The sequence below is a fragment of the Pseudomonas sp. GW456-12-10-14-LB2 genome, from assembly GCF_002884345.1.
Taxonomy (GTDB): Bacteria; Pseudomonadota; Gammaproteobacteria; order Pseudomonadales; family Pseudomonadaceae; genus Aquipseudomonas; species Aquipseudomonas paraglycinae.
This window is the reverse complement of sequence record NZ_POHV01000036.1, coordinates 1-14,475: the sequence shown is the minus strand read 5'-3', so window position 1 is coordinate 14,475 and position 14,475 is coordinate 1. Positions and strand designations below refer to the sequence as shown.

The window sequence follows — 14,475 nt, the reverse complement described above, 5'->3', positions numbered from 1 at the left end:
CAACCGTGCAGACGGGCGCCGCACTGATCGGTATAGTGCCGCCCCTCTTCGCGTGAGCGGTCGTCGGTAACGAGGCCATAACCCATGCGAAACCCGAACTAATAACAAACCCGCGATATGGATCCGGGACGAAACCCTCGCCTCGCCCGTTGTGCCGCGCGCACACCGGTGTAACGCGATGTTTCCGACTATCCAGCATTTGCTTACACAATAAACAGCGAGGAAAAATCCATGCTCGAAGTCATCAACGACTTCCTCTCAGGGAAAGTACTGATCGTGCTCATTGTCGGGCTCGGTAGCTACTTCACGATTCGCTCGCGTTTCGTTCAATTGCGCCACTTCTTCCACATGTTCGCGGTGTTCCGCGACAGCCTCAAAGGCAGCGCCGGGCAGCTCAGCTCGTTCCAGGCCCTGATGCTCAGCCTCGCCGGCCGCGTCGGTGCAGGCAACATCGCCGGTGTCGGCATCGCCGTGACTCTCGGTGGTCCGGGTGCGGTGTTCTGGATGTGGGTGACCGCTCTGGTCGGCATGTCCAGCAGCTTCTTCGAATGTACGCTGGCCCAGGTCTACAAGCGCGCCGATGGCGATGGCCTGTACCGTGGCGGTCCGGCTTACTACATCCAGCACGGCCTGAAACTCAAAGGCATGGCGGTGGTGTTCTCGATTCTGCTGCTGGTCACTTACGGATTCGCCTTCATCGGCCTGCAGTCCTACACCGTGACCCACTCGCTGCAAAACGCCTTTGCCTTTGATCCGCAACACACCGGTATCGTCCTGGCAGTGCTGCTGGCCATTACCTTCATCGGTGGCATCAAGCGCATCGCTTCGGTGTCCGACCTGCTGGTACCGATCAAGACCCTGGCCTACATCGGCGTGACCCTGTACGTGATCGGCACCCAGATCGAACACGTGCCAGCCATGCTGGAAACCATTTTCAAGAGCGCCTTCGGTCTCGACCCGGCCTTCGGCGGCCTGCTCGGCAGCGCAATCGTGATGGGCGTGAAACGTGGCGTGTTCGCCAACGAAGCGGGCCTGGGCAGTGCGCCGAACGTCGCCGCCGTGGCCGCCGTGAAGCACCCGGGCGCTCAAGGCGTGGTTCAGGCGTTCAGCGTGTTCCTCGACACCTTCGTGATCTGCACCTGCACCGCGCTGCTGATCCTGCTGTCGGGCTTCTACACCCCGGGCTTCGAAGGTGACGGCATCGTCCTGACCCAGAACTCGCTGGCCGCCGTGGTGGGTGACTGGGGCCGCATGTTCGTCAGCGTCGCGCTGTCGCTGTTCGTCTTCACTTGCATCCTCTACAACTACTACCTGGGCGAAAACAGCCTGCAGTTCCTCACCCGCAACCGCGCGGCGCTGATGACGTTCCGCGGCCTGGTGCTGGCGCTGGTGGTCTGGGGTTCGATGCAGGATCTGTCGACCGTGTTCGCCTTCGCCGACATCACCATGACCTGCCTGGCCTTCGTCAACCTGGTGGCCCTGGCCATGCTGTTCAAGGTCGGCATGCGCGTGATGCGCGACTACGATGCGCAGCGTCGCGCCGGCGTCGACCAGCCGGTGTTCGACTCCAGCAAGTTCAGCGACCTGGATCTGGACCTGAAGGCCTGGCCTGCCAATCCGTCGGCCGACACCCAGGCCGACGCTCAGCCGCAAGGCATCCCTGCAGCGCAACGCTGATCGGGTAAAAACCGGGCGCAGGTCTTGCGCCCGGCGTGACACAGGCGGCGGTCGGCGTCATGCTCGACAGCATGCTGTCTTCGTTCAGGAGAACTCCCCATGAATTCCTCGACCTACCCTGCCGCCCAGCACGTCATGGTGCTGTACACCGGCGGCACCATCGGCATGCAGGCCAGCGCCAATGGCCTGGCCCCGGCGTCCGGTTTCGAAGCGCGGATGCGCGACTACCTGCACAGCCAGCCTGAGCTGGTCGTACCGCAGTGGCGCTTTCGCGAGATGTCGCCGCTGATCGACAGCGCCAACATGACCCCGGCCTACTGGCAGCAACTGCGTGAAGCAGTCGTCGACGCGGTCGATGTGCAAGGCTGCGACAGCGTACTGATCCTGCACGGCACCGACACCCTGGCCTACAGCGCCGCCGCCATGAGCTTCCAGTTGCTCGGCCTGCATGCCCGCGTGTGCTTCACCGGTTCGATGTTGCCGGCCGGCGTCACCGACAGCGACGCCTGGGAAAACCTCAGCGGTGCGCTGGTCGCCCTCGGCCAAGGCCTGGCGCCGGGTGTACACCTTTATTTCCACGGCGAACTGCTGGCGCCGACCCGTTGCGCGAAAGTGCGCAGCTTCGGCCGTCATCCGTTCAAACGCCTGGAGCGTCAGGGCGGCGGCCTGAAGGCCACGTCCCTGCCGGCAGCGCTGAACTACAACCAGCCCAAGCAACTGGCCAAGGTGGCGGTATTGCCGCTGTTCCCGGGCATCGGCGCCGAGATCATCGACGGCCTGCTCGACAGCGGCATTCAGGGTCTGGTGCTGGAGTGCTACGGCAGCGGCACCGGGCCAAGCGACAACCCGCAATTCCTCGCCAGCCTTGGCCGGGCGCGGGACAACGGTGTCGTGGTGGTTGCGGTCACGCAGTGCCATGAAGGCGGTGTGGAACTGGATGTCTACGAAGCGGGCAGCCGCTTGCGTGGCGTTGGCGTGTTGTCCGGTGGCGGCATGACCCGCGAAGCAGCGTTCGGCAAGTTGAACGGATTGCTTGGTGCGGGTCTTGAGACAGCTGAAGTGGGGCGACTGGTCGAACTCGACTTGTGCGGCGAGCTCATCTGATCGCAACAAGCTGTGGGAGCACCTCTGCTCCCACAGCCCGGCATGCAACTTGCTGCCGTTTCCAGCACCCCAAGGCTGGAAGTCCCCGATGCTCCACTCCCACCTCACCACCCTCAACGCCGTCTCCCTGGTGCTCAACACCTTCAGGGATCAAGGCCTGTCCAGCGAAGCGCTGCTGGCCGGCAGCGGCATCAGCGCGGCGGATCTGAGCCGGGCCGACACCCGCATCACCACCAATCAGGAGATGCAGGTCTGCGCCAACGCGGTCGCGCTCAAACACGACATCGGTCTGGAGCTGGGCCGGCGCATGCATGTTTCCTGCTACGGCATCCTCGGTTACGCGCTGCTGACCTGTGCCACCTTCGGTGACGCTTTGCGCCTGGCGATCCGTTATCCGGCGCTGCTGGGAACACTTTTCGAGCTGAGCCTGGAAGATGACGGCGAGCGCGTCTGGTTTGTCGCCGCCGATTATCGCGAGAGCCCGGCGATGGCGGTGTTCAACGCGGAGTTCTGCCTGGTGTCGCTGAAAGTCATCTGCGACGACCTGCTCGGCCATCCGTTGCCATTGCTGGCTGCCCGCTTCGAACACACCGCACCGGATTACCGCGACAGCTACGCCGAACACTTCAAGGCGCCGCTGCACTTCGGCGCCAAGGACAACGCCTTCGCCTTCGACCGGCGCTGGCTCGACCAGCCGCTGCCGCTGGCCGACATCATCACTCACCAGGCCATGGCCGAGCGTTGCCGCAAACAGAACACCGAGTTCACCGGCCGCCAGGCGTGGCTGGGGCGGATCCGCCAGTTGCTCAGCGCACAACTCAATGCCGCACCGGGGCTGGAAGGTCTGGCGCAGCAGATGAACTGCTCGCCACGCACGCTGCGCCGGCATCTGAAAGACATGGGTTGCAGCTATCAGGAGCTGCTCGACGAACTGCGTTTCGAGCGAGCCAAGCAGATGCTTTGCGAGGATCAATTGCCGATCTACCGCATCGCCGAAACCCTCGGTTTCAGCGAGACTGCGAGCTTCCGCCATGCCTTCGTGCGCTGGAGCGGTGTGGCGCCGAGTCAGTTCCGACCACACGGTTAAACCGTCGAGGGGCGATATCAGGTCAGTATTTTTGGCCATATCGATCCCCTTTTGGCCTCTCTGGCCGTTCTCCGATTCGCCCCGCGCCGCAACACTGGAGCCAACCGAATCAGCCCCTGCGGAGAACAACAAATGCTGACGATCTACTCTGACGATCACCACCTGCACCATGGCCGCTGCGAATTGATCGACGGGCAACTCAAGCCTTGCTTCGAGATGCCGTCACGCGCCGACCACGTGCTGCAACGGGTAAAAAATCAAAACCTCGGCCCGGTCGAGGCGCCGAAGGATTTCGGCCTCGGGCCGATCGAGCGCATTCACAGCCGCGACTACCTCGACTTCTTCAAAGGCGCCTGGGCGCGCTGGACCGAATTCAACACCGACGGTGACTTGCTGCCCTACACCTGGCCGGCGCGCACCTTGCGTCAGGTCAAACCGACCAGCCTGCACGGCCAGCTCGGCTATTACAGCTTCGACGGCGGCGCACCGATCACCGCCGGCACCTGGCAAGCGGCGTACAGCGCGGCGCAAGTGGCACTGACCGCACAAGCGGAAATCCAGCGCGGCGCCCGTGGTGCCTTCGCCCTGTGCCGTCCACCGGGACACCACGCTGCCGGTGATTTGATGGGCGGTTATTGCTACCTCAACAATGCCGCCATCGCCGCGCAAGCGTTCCTCGATCAGGGCCACAAGAAGGTCGCAATCCTCGACGTCGACTACCACCACGGCAACGGCACCCAATCGATTTTCTACGAGCGCAGCGACGTGCTGTTCACTTCGATCCACGGCCATCCGGAAGCGGAATTCCCGTTCTTCCTAGGCTACGAAGACGAACGCGGCGAAGGCGCCGGTGAAGGCTTCAACTTCAACTATCCGCTGCCGGCCGGTTCCGGCTGGGACGTCTGGAGCGCGGCACTGGATCAGGCCTGCCAGGAGATCGACAACTACGGCGCCGACATCATCGTCGTGTCGCTGGGTGTGGACACCTTCAAGGACGATCCGATCTCGCAGTTCAAGCTCGACAGTCCGGATTACCTGGCGATGGGCAAACGCATCGCGGCCCTCGGCAAACCGACCCTGTTCGTCATGGAAGGTGGCTACGCGGTGGAAGAAATCGGCATCAACGCGGTGAACGTGCTTGAAGGTTTCGAACAATGAGCAGACTCAAGCACTTCATCGCGCCGGCGTTGTGCGCGGCGCTGCTGAGCAGCGGCGGCGCTCATGCGGAAGAACGTACCCTGCGCGTCTACAACTGGTTCGACTACATCACTCCCAAGGCACTGGAAGATTTCAAGGCGCAGAACAGCCAGACCAAACTGGTCTACGACATCTTCGACACCAACGAAGCGCTGGAGGCCAAGCTGCTGACCGGCAACTCCGGTTATGACGTGGTAGTGCCGTCCAACGTGTTCCTCGCCAAGCAGATCGAGGCCGGGGTGTTCCAGCCGCTGGATCGCAGCCAGTTGCCGAACTGGAACCACCTCGACCCGAAACTGATGAAGCTGATCGAGGCCAACGACCCTGGCAACCAGTTCGCCGTGCCGTACATGTACGGCACTATCCTGATCGGCTTCAACCCGGCCAAGGTCAAGGCCGCGCTGGGTGACAACGCACCGGTGGACAGCTGGGACCTGATCTTCAAGGAAGAGAACATCAGCAAGCTCAAGCAGTGCGGCGTGGCCCTGCTCGACTCGCCATCGGAGATTCTGCCGCTGGCCCTGCAACACCTCGGCCTGGATCCCAACAGCAAGAACCCGGCGGACTACGCCAAGGCTGAAGCGCTGCTGATGAAGATTCGTCCGTACGTGACCTACTTCCATTCGTCCAAGTACATGGCCGACATCGCCAACGGCGACATCTGCGTTGCCGTCGGCTATTCGGGCAGCTTCTCGCAAGCGGCCAACCGCGCCAAGGAAGCGAAAAATGGCGTGGTGGTGGACATGCGTCTGCCGAAAGAAGGCGCGCCGATCTGGTTCGACATGCTTGCCATCCCGAAAGGTGCGAAGAATCCGCAGGATGCCTACACCTTCATCAACTACCTGCTGCAACCGCAGGTGATTGCGTCGGTCAGCGATTTTGTCGGTTATCCGAACCCGAACAAGGACGCCACCGAACTTGTCGACCCGGCGATTCGCAACAACCCGAATCTGTACCCGACCGATGCGGCGATGAACACGCTCTACACCCTGCAACCGTTGCCGCGTGATGCGGAACGGGCGCGCACCCGGGCCTGGACCAAGATCAAGTCCGGCACCTGAAGCGCTGCGACCCAACCAGACCCGCAGCCGCGGGTCTTTTTTTGCCTGCAAGATCTATGTACCGCATCGCAGCGCGGCCAGGATTTTAGTGTCCGATTTTTCCCCTTGGACATGAACATGACTGAACCTGCCGCCGCCTCAGACGTTTCCCCTCCTTTGCTGAAACAGAGCCGGCTGGTCGAACTGACCGGCCAGGGCTATTCGCTGCATCAAGTCGCCTCTACGTTGTTGCGCGAAGGACTGAACAAAAGCTATCCCGACCAACACATCGATCCGGATCACTGCATGCTCGCGACACCTCTGCGCGAGACCGACACTTCACAGAGCACCGCCAGGGTCTTCGCCTTCGAGTCGCTGACCCATGCCTTCATCCAGCACTGCCTGCACAAGACCACAGCCGATTACATCGAAGGCGAGCACTTCCTGACCCGAACACCCAACGCAGTTCCTCCCACGCTTCTGCCGGTGAGCATGGACGACATCACTGCGCTGGTGAACGACCTCGCACCTTTTCTGTTCCTCGAATATCAGCAGCGTCAGCTCGATTACTGGAACGAGTCCGCCAATGGCCAGCCACGCTGGCAAGAGCTGTCCGATCAGTTGTGCTCGGCGGCAAATGTGCAGTCGGCCAGCGGCTGGGACGCCGACGAATGCGCATTCGCACGATTTGTCGCGCAGCATCCGGACCGGAGTGAGCGCTCGACCGCAGCCAACGATTTCGTCGGACTGAAAGCCTGCCTGATGGACATCGAACTCGTCGACGGTGAGGACAGCACACACCTGCTTGTCGCCGGCGCTCTCGTGCTGACCGCCACCGTCAAAAAACGAAACCGGATCCTGATGTACACCGTTGCCGATGGCTATGAATCATTCGACTCGCTGAACGCGCTGGGAGAAACATTGCCGCAGCGACTCGATCCCCGGCTGTCCGATCGCTCCTTGAAATGGCGCCTGATCGAGCCCGAAGGAAACATCTTCGATGCCGTCGCACAGGCGCAGATCAGCAACCAGCTCGGCGCGATCGAGGCACTGGATCCCGCCAGCCGGTCGATCAGTGCCCACGCCGGCTCCGGGCGACAGCGCCGCAGTCGATTCAGCCCACTTGAGCGGGCTCGACTCGACCAGCTGGAAGAGGCCATTCCCGACTGGTTGCTCGAAGGGTCGGCGCACGACCTGCAGGACTACAGCCGCTACGTTGCCGAGCTCGGCACGTTGCGCAACGAAGCCGGGAATGGCGCGTTCAGGGAAGACGACATTCCCCTGATCAAACCCTACGCCGAACGTCGGATGCGTGAAGCGATCATTGCCGACGAAAGCGCTGAAGGCGCCGCCGACCTGCCTCTGGAACAGCTGCGAATCACGGTGACGAACAGCCTCGAAACCGGCGGCTTCACGCTGCCCAATCCATTTGATCAGGTACACGAAACCCTGGGTGAATTTGCCCTGCAAAACGCCACGCCCTATCAGGCCACGATCGCCTTCGACGATGGCCGAGCCGTACCTGACTGGTTGACGCTGGATTTTCTGACCGCCGTCGCGGAAAAGGTCGACATCGGTGGTCACTATCCGCAACTGATCAAACGCGCGCTGATCGATGATCCGATCCGTTCGACCGCGCACCGGACTCGCTATCTGCGCCAGCTGCCGACGCTTCTACCGATGCTCGCGCTGGAGTGCAAACTCAGACGCCAGGGTGCAGTCGATGAGCGTGGCTATGCCTATGTCTGCCAGTTGATGGATGCCATCAGCCGCAAACTGCCGGCGGCCGAACATCCGGTGACCATCCGGCCTCTGGCGTTTGTCCCGCGCCGCCGCTTGAGCCGGCGCTCGGACGTGGTCGCCAACATGTTCATCATTTGTCCGCGAGATCACGCACACGGCCCCTGTCTTTTGTACCGACCGCTGCTGGACACCCCATTGATGCAGTTCGCTTCGTTGCAGAACCTGATGTATGCGCTGTATCAGGCGGGCGAACTGCGCAATTCGGTACTCGCCTGGATGGGCAGCGCGGCCCTGAGTTTCGAGTACTCGCAATACGCCTTCCCGGTGGGTCTGCCCTCGCCGTGGATCGTCACTCAACTGGCCACGGAACCGTTCATGCATCTGGACCTGACCGGCCCGATCGAACTGGAAAATGCGCCGCTCGACGGCGACATCCTCGCTTCGCTGTACACGGCGAACAGTCAGGCACTGATCGAGCTTGCGAACCGTCAGTCACAGTCCAACCGTGAGCGCCGCTGGGCACTTCTGGCGGACAGCGGCTGGGCCATTTTCAGCGTCGCCGCAAACTTCATGAGCGGCGCAGCCGGCACCGCTGTCTGGGTCTGGCAGACCATCACGCAGATTCAGCAGGCGATTGATGCCCATGAACGCGACGACAATCTGGTGGCCTGGCAATCCACCGCCGACGTTCTGCTCACCCTCGGCATCATCATGACTCAGCACGCCGTGGTACGACGCAACCGCTCCTGGTCGCCGCGCCGGAGTAAATCGTACGAGTTCGAGCAAGGGACGCCGGAGAGCGTGGCGTCCGCGAGAACGCCGCAACCTGCGCCAGCGGTCGCGCCATCGGTCGTCCTCGATCCGCTGGTTGTCACCGGCGAAGTCCCTGCCGATCATTTCACTCAACTCGAACAGGGGACGCTGTTGCGATCTGGCACCAGCGCACGCTTCATCGCGATGCTCGACCGTTTCAGCATCGCCGCACCTGACTTGAGCGGCAAACGAGCCTCGTCGGTCACTCACCTCTACACCCTCGACGGCAAGACGTGCGTCCAGGTCGGCATGCGCTGGTTTGAAGTGATCGCCCGGCCAGGCGAGCCGGTTCACATCGTTGACCCGGCCGACCCACAGCGTATCGGCATGGCCCTGAAATACGACGAGACGGCCGGACAATGGCACTGGGACCCGAAACTGCGCTTGCGCGGCGGGATGCCGAGAAGCCGGATCGAGGCATTCCGTCGATCCAAAAAACAGATCATGGATGCAGCGTGGACTGAGCTGGAACAATTTGAAGCAGGCGAAACCGAAGCGAAAACACTGCTGCTGCGAGCACTGGTCGCCCTTCCACGGGATATCAGCGAAGCCGGATTCGAGCACTCCGCGTCCATTTATCTGGACCGCGCCACGAAGCTGGGCAATGACTACACCAAGGCCCTGGACCAACTCGAGATCTGGCGCGAGGCAGGGGGCGGCGGCTCGGTACACCAGGCCAAGCTGATGAGCCTTACTCTGGGTCAGCACCGCTGTTTTGGCTCGTGGCTGCGAGTGAAGATGCGGACTTATGCCAAGACCACGCAAATATTCGTCGACAGCGCAATCAACCAGACAGCGATACCGCGAAACAAACAGATCGAAATAGCCACCGTCGCCACCGCGATGAGCGACGAAATGATTGTCAGCCTGCAGACCCTGGACCGTTCGCTGCAGGTCTTGAACAGCCACTCGGTCAAGGCCAGAGAAGTGGCCACAAGACTGGAATTGCTGCTGCCGGACTTCAGCCCGCTCGATCTCAAGGCCAATGAAATCGGCATGTCCTACGAACGCTGTGTCGTGGAACAGCCGGGGGCCGCCATGAATGCCGCCCGTGTTGCCATCGGGATCATTACGGCCGCTGCCGCCGACGCCAGCCATGAGCTGATCCTGTTGAGCAAAACAGCGGTGACCGCAGACGGACAGCCAGCGCGTCTCGAACGCCTGTCGCAATGGAACGACCTCTTCGCCAGCCTCGGTGAACGCGTCGAACAGCTGCCTGCCGACCATCCCGGCCAGTTCGTCCAGGACAGACTCGACAGGGTTCGCGAGCTGATCGGCGAGTTCCACCTGCTGGCTCGCAATCGACTGACCACGGAACTGCCTGAACCTGAGGAACGACCGGCACCCGTCAAGTCCAGAGCGCAGCCCTCCACATCACAGTCCAAAGTGAAGGTCTCCAAGAGCCGCCCCCGCCCAGAGGTGGACGAGCAGGCTTCCACTGCCCCGGACGGCGACTCCAGCGCAGAGGTCCCGTTCGTCAAACTGTCCACTCGACGACCTGACCCGAAGATGCCCAAGGATGACGAGGACCTTCTTTCATCGGCCATCCAGCTTGAAGCGGACATCGACCGATTCAACAGGAAGACCCGCGAGGATGCCAAGCGACCAGGGCGCATTCCCGCCGACATCCGCGACATGTTCGAACAGCAAGTCGAGCGGCTCAAGCAAGCGGCCAATGACGTCGAAAGCGCTATCACCCGAAGAAAAAACGCCAGGAAGGATCCGTGGCCCGTCACCTCCCTCATCCCGAACCTGCGCGCGGGTGCCATCCGCACACAGGCCGAAGGCATAGCGGTCTATGCGACCATGCTTAAACACCGCAAACCTCGGGAAACCTATTTCCACTGGATGCACGACAACGGGCAGGTCAAGGTCAGCAAAGACCCTCGCGGGCGCATTCGTACCCGTTATCGCGGGGACTACTTTCAGGAGTATCGGATTCTCGACAGGAACAACGCTGACAAGCCGCTGTGGGTGGCGCACTTCCACTACGACCAGCTCGGGGATGCAGATGAGCTGTACACCACCGCCCACCTGAAACCGGCCGATGCCTATCTGCAGACGCTCGATGACAAAACGCGGCAGTCACTCAGCACCTTCGATGCCGTCGACAATGCACTACGGCGCATCGTCGATCCGCAGGTACGCGATCTGTTCCTGAAATCGCAGCCGCAGGCTCAACCGAAAGACGCTTAAGGGCGCCAGACTTCACGCAGACGGGCCAGAGCCGACTCGATCGCCGGCTCCGGCACCGCCGCAAAACCCAGCACCAGACCGGCGCGCTGATCGATCAGGGTCGTCGAGTCCGGCAGCCAATACTTGCTCAGGCCGTGGACTTCCACTTCCACGCTGGCGGCCTGCTCGATCAGCTGTTGTTCGCGGGCCACGCTGTCGACCGCCACGGTGAGATGCAGTCCCGCTGACACCGCCGGCAGCTCACCCACGCCCGCCAATCCTTGCGGCCAACCGTTGATGAGGGCGTTACGCCGACTGAGGGCTGCCCGACGCATCCGCCGGATGTGCCGCTGGAAATGCCCGGCCGCCATGAATTCGGCCATCACCGCTTGAGTGCTCACTTCGGAATGCCGGACATCCACCGCGCGTCGCTGGGCAAAGGCTTCCACCAGCCCCGGCGGCAACACCAGATACCCCAGGCGCAGCGCCGGGAACGCGACCTTGCCGAAAGTGCCGACGTACAACACGCGACCCTGGCGATCGAGCGCAGCCAGCGGAGCCAGTGGCGCGCCGGTGTAGCGATATTCGCCGTCGTAGTCGTCCTCGACGATCCAGCCGCCGGTGCGCTCGGCCCAGGCCAGCAGTTCCAGACGTCGCGCCAGGCTCATCACCACACCGGTCGGGTATTGATGAGACGGCGTGACATAAGCCACCCGGCAATCTTCGGCGGCCGCCAGTGCCGCGCAGTCGATGCCCTCTTCGTCCACGGCAATACCGTGCAATCGACCGCCGGCCAAGGCGAACGCATGACCCGCTGCGCGATAGCCGGGATTCTCGATGCCCACCCCGGCGCCCGGCTCCACCAGCAACTGTGCACAAAGGCTGATGCCCTGTTGCGCGCCACTGGTGATCACAATTTGCTCAGCCGAGCACTGCAGGCCGCGCGAACTGCGCAAATAAGCGGCGATCAGACCGCGCAGGCGCGCATCGCCCGCCGGGTCGCCGTAACACAGTTGCTGCAAATCGGGTTTGCGCCAGAACGCCGCGTTCAGCTTGGCCCAGACGTCGAACGGAAACAGATCAAACGCCGGAACACCGACCCGGAATGCTCGCGGCGGACCGCTCGGTGGCGTCGGTAAATGGTTCTGCTCAAGCCGCTGCAATGCACCACTGTGGATAACTTTGCTGGATAAATACCCAGTGGAATTGACCGAAATTGTGGATAAGGTTGTGGGTAAGCCTGTTGAAAACCCTGTGGATACTTTTGTGGATAATTTTTTCGCGGGCGCCACCGATTGCGGTAACTGCGCCACATAAGTGCCGTCCCCGACCCGGCCTTCAATGAAACCTTCGGCATACAGCTGATCGTAGGCGCGCACCACGCTGTTGCGGGAAATCCCCAGCGCCGCTGCCAGATCGCGGCTGGCCGGCAGGCGCGTGCCGCTGGCCAGACGTCCGTCGAGCACCCGCAGGCGCAAGGCCTGATAGAGCTGACGGCTCAGCCCTTTGCGGCGGTCGAGCTCGATACCGGCAGGGTTGAACGGCAGTGACAGCGTGGTCGAATCGGGCATGACAATGGACCTATGAAATTGGTCATCAATGGCTCTTACAACAGACCAATAGCCTGCCTACGATGCAGCCATTCGCCAAGGAAATTATCTCCATGTACACGCCCCGCGCCTTTGCCATCGACGACTTGTCCCAACTGCACGAACTGATCCTCGCCACCCGCCTCGCCATCCTGGTGACCCACGGTGAACAAGGCTTGCAAGCCAGTCATGTGCCGGTGTTGCTGCATCGCGAACAAGGTCCGAACGGCACGCTGTACGGGCATCTGGCCAAGGCCAATCCGCAGTGGAAAGACCTGCGCGACGGCGCCGAGGCCCTGCTGATTTTCCCCGGTGCCGATGCCTACGTCAGCCCGGGCTTTTACCCGAGCAAGGCCGAGCACGGCAAAGTCGTGCCGACCTGGAACTACGTTGCCGTGCACGCCTACGGTCACGCCGAAACCTTCAGCGACGGTGGTCGCCTGCTGGACATCGTCAGCACCCTCACCAACCGCCATGAGGCCGGCCGCGCCCAGCCCTGGTCGGTTGACGATGCCCCGGCCGATTACATCGACGGCATGCTCAAGGCCATCGTCGGGTTCGCCATTCCGATCGATCGCCTCGAAGGCAAGCGCAAGCTCAGCCAGAACCGCAGCGCCGAAGACATCGCCGGCGTGCGCGAAGGCCTGGCTGCCAGCTCCGACATCAACGATCAAACCCTCGCTCACTTGATGCGTTAAGGAAATCACCATGAGTCAGATCGACATCCGTCCGGTCAGCGCCGTCGATCACGCGGCCTGGCTGCCGCTGTGGCAGGCCTACCTGCGCTTCTACAACACTGAATTGCCGGACGCCGTCAGCCAGAGCACCTGGCAGCGTTTTCTCGACCCGAACGAACCGACCCATGCCGCCCTCGCCTGGGCTGACGGCAAAGCGGTGGGCATGGTGCATTTCATCTACCATCGTTCGAACTGGAGCATCGAAAACTCCTGCTACCTGCAAGACCTGCTGGTGGAGCCGCAAACCCGTGGCACTGGCGTCGGTCGCCTGCTGATCGAACACGTCTACGCCACGGCCAAGGCCGACGGGTGCTGCAAGGTGCACTGGCTGACCCACGAAACCAACGCCACGGCGATTCAGCTCTACGAGCGCATCGCCGAGCGCCCGGGTTTCATCCAGTTTCGCAAAGCCATTTAAGGAGCCACGCGCATGACGATTTCTCTCGCTGACTGGAAAGGCGTGCCGCCACCCTCCACCACCCTGATCGAAGGCCGCTTCATCCGCCTGGAAAAACTCGACCCGGCACGCCACGGCGACGACCTGTTCAATGCCCTGCAAGGCCCCGGCGCCGACCCGAAACTCTGGGACTATTTGCCCTACGGCCCGTTTCCGGAGCGCAGCGCCTTCAATGACTGGCTAAACAATCACGCCGCCCACAGAGATCCGTATTTCTTCAGCGTCATCGACCGCGCCAGCGGCCAGGTGCAAGGCATCCTCAGCCTGATGTCGATCGTCCCGGCCCAGGGCCGCATCGAAATCGGCCACGTCACCTTCGGCGCCCCGATGCAGCGCTCGCCGAAAAGCACCGAGGCGGTCTACCTGCTGGCCAAAGAATCCTTCGCCCTCGGCTACCGCCGCCTCGAATGGAAATGCAACAACGGCAACGCCCGTTCCAAATACGCGGCCGAGCGTTTGGGCTTCAGCTTCGAAGGTGTGTTTCGCCAGCACATGGTTGTGAAAGGCCAGAACCGCGACACCGCGTGGTACTCGATTCTGGACTCGGAATGGCCGGCGATTGCGGCGGGGTTCGAGCGCTGGTTGAGCGATGAGAATCAGACGGCGGATGGGCAGGTGAAGGGGTTGGTTGAGTGCCGCGGTTGAACCAGTGAACGTAAAAGAGCGCAGCCTGTGTCATCTCGTTCAAGCGATGTCCAAGGCTGCGATTTCGACTCTTCGCCACCGTCGGATCTGCAATGAATTGCAGATGAACGTCCAAATCTGAGGCCTGAACTGCAAAAGAATGCACATAGTCCGTACATCATTCTGTAAAAACCCTCCGCTATACAGGACGCCCCGCTTATAACAAAAGGAC

10 protein-coding genes are annotated in these 14,475 nt (G+C 62.0%); 9 read left to right on the top strand and 1 reads right to left on the bottom strand.

The window, feature by feature from the left end:
- Positions 1 to 231: 231 nt before the first annotated feature.
- From C1X29_RS22285 to C1X29_RS22260, 6 genes are all read left to right on the top strand, one after another.
- The gene (locus C1X29_RS22285; protein WP_085747953.1) at positions 232 to 1,677 is read left to right on the top strand and encodes a sodium:alanine symporter family protein; all 1,446 of its coding nucleotides are present in this window, start codon (positions 232 to 234) and stop codon (positions 1,675 to 1,677) included.
- A gap of 99 nt (positions 1,678 to 1,776) precedes the next feature.
- Positions 1,777 to 2,781 carry an asparaginase gene (locus C1X29_RS22280; protein ID WP_102718388.1) on the top strand — a complete coding sequence of 335 codons (1,005 nt, stop codon included), beginning with the start codon at positions 1,777 to 1,779 and terminating at the stop codon, positions 2,779 to 2,781.
- A gap of 88 nt (positions 2,782 to 2,869) precedes the next feature.
- Positions 2,870 to 3,868, top strand: a complete 999-nt coding sequence (locus tag C1X29_RS22275) for an AraC family transcriptional regulator (protein WP_102718387.1) — start codon at positions 2,870 to 2,872, stop codon at positions 3,866 to 3,868.
- A 132-nt stretch (positions 3,869 to 4,000) separates the two neighbouring features.
- Complete coding sequence (locus tag C1X29_RS22270; RefSeq protein ID WP_007954279.1) at positions 4,001 to 5,026, top strand: histone deacetylase family protein; 1,026 nt, start codon at positions 4,001 to 4,003, stop codon at positions 5,024 to 5,026.
- Complete coding sequence (locus C1X29_RS22265; RefSeq protein WP_102718386.1) at positions 5,023 to 6,126, top strand: polyamine ABC transporter substrate-binding protein; 1,104 nt, start codon at positions 5,023 to 5,025, stop codon at positions 6,124 to 6,126. Before C1X29_RS22270 ends, C1X29_RS22265 begins: the two co-directional genes overlap by 4 nt.
- 111 nt (positions 6,127 to 6,237) lie before the next feature.
- Positions 6,238 to 10,857, top strand: a complete 4,620-nt coding sequence (locus C1X29_RS22260) for a DUF6543 domain-containing protein (RefSeq protein ID WP_256584387.1) — start codon at positions 6,238 to 6,240, stop codon at positions 10,855 to 10,857.
- Here C1X29_RS22260 and C1X29_RS22255 read toward each other — a convergent pair.
- Positions 10,854 to 12,407: a PLP-dependent aminotransferase family protein gene (locus C1X29_RS22255; protein ID WP_102718385.1), complete on the bottom strand. Its 1,554-nt coding sequence runs from the start codon at positions 12,405 to 12,407 to the stop codon at positions 10,854 to 10,856. The genes C1X29_RS22260 and C1X29_RS22255 overlap by 4 nt on opposite strands.
- A gap of 92 nt (positions 12,408 to 12,499) precedes the next feature.
- Here C1X29_RS22255 and C1X29_RS22250 point away from each other — a divergent pair, with 92 nt between their 5' ends.
- Genes C1X29_RS22250 through C1X29_RS22240 form a run of 3 tightly spaced genes read left to right on the top strand, consistent with a single transcriptional unit; the run spans position 12,500 to position 14,264 of the window.
- On the top strand, positions 12,500 to 13,123 hold the full coding sequence (locus C1X29_RS22250) for an FMN-binding negative transcriptional regulator (RefSeq protein ID WP_085747958.1): 624 nt from the start codon (positions 12,500 to 12,502) through the stop codon (positions 13,121 to 13,123).
- Between the two features lie 10 nt (positions 13,124 to 13,133).
- Entirely contained in the window at positions 13,134 to 13,580 is a 447-nt protein-coding gene (locus C1X29_RS22245; RefSeq protein WP_085747959.1) for a GNAT family N-acetyltransferase, read from the top strand.
- A 12-nt stretch (positions 13,581 to 13,592) separates the two neighbouring features.
- A complete protein-coding gene (locus tag C1X29_RS22240; protein WP_102718384.1) occupies positions 13,593 to 14,264 on the top strand; it encodes a GNAT family N-acetyltransferase in 672 nt (223 codons plus the stop codon).
- The last annotated feature ends 211 nt before the right edge of the window (positions 14,265 to 14,475 follow it).

Excerpts from the sequence above, each read along its gene's own strand:
- C1X29_RS22285 (WP_085747953.1), top strand. The coding sequence starts at position 232 with ATGCTCGAAGTCATCAACGACTTCCTCTCAGGGAAAGTACTGATCGTG.
- C1X29_RS22280 (WP_102718388.1), top strand. The coding sequence starts at position 1,777 with ATGAATTCCTCGACCTACCCTGCCGCCCAGCACGTCATGGTGCTGTAC.
- C1X29_RS22275 (WP_102718387.1), top strand. The coding sequence starts at position 2,870 with ATGCTCCACTCCCACCTCACCACCCTCAACGCCGTCTCCCTGGTGCTC.
- C1X29_RS22270 (WP_007954279.1), top strand. The coding sequence starts at position 4,001 with ATGCTGACGATCTACTCTGACGATCACCACCTGCACCATGGCCGCTGC.
- C1X29_RS22265 (WP_102718386.1), top strand. The coding sequence starts at position 5,023 with ATGAGCAGACTCAAGCACTTCATCGCGCCGGCGTTGTGCGCGGCGCTG.
- C1X29_RS22260 (WP_256584387.1), top strand. The coding sequence starts at position 6,238 with ATGAACATGACTGAACCTGCCGCCGCCTCAGACGTTTCCCCTCCTTTG.
- C1X29_RS22255 (WP_102718385.1), bottom strand. The coding sequence starts at position 12,407 with ATGCCCGATTCGACCACGCTGTCACTGCCGTTCAACCCTGCCGGTATC.
- C1X29_RS22250 (WP_085747958.1), top strand. The coding sequence starts at position 12,500 with ATGTACACGCCCCGCGCCTTTGCCATCGACGACTTGTCCCAACTGCAC.
- C1X29_RS22245 (WP_085747959.1), top strand. The coding sequence starts at position 13,134 with ATGAGTCAGATCGACATCCGTCCGGTCAGCGCCGTCGATCACGCGGCC.
- C1X29_RS22240 (WP_102718384.1), top strand. The coding sequence starts at position 13,593 with ATGACGATTTCTCTCGCTGACTGGAAAGGCGTGCCGCCACCCTCCACC.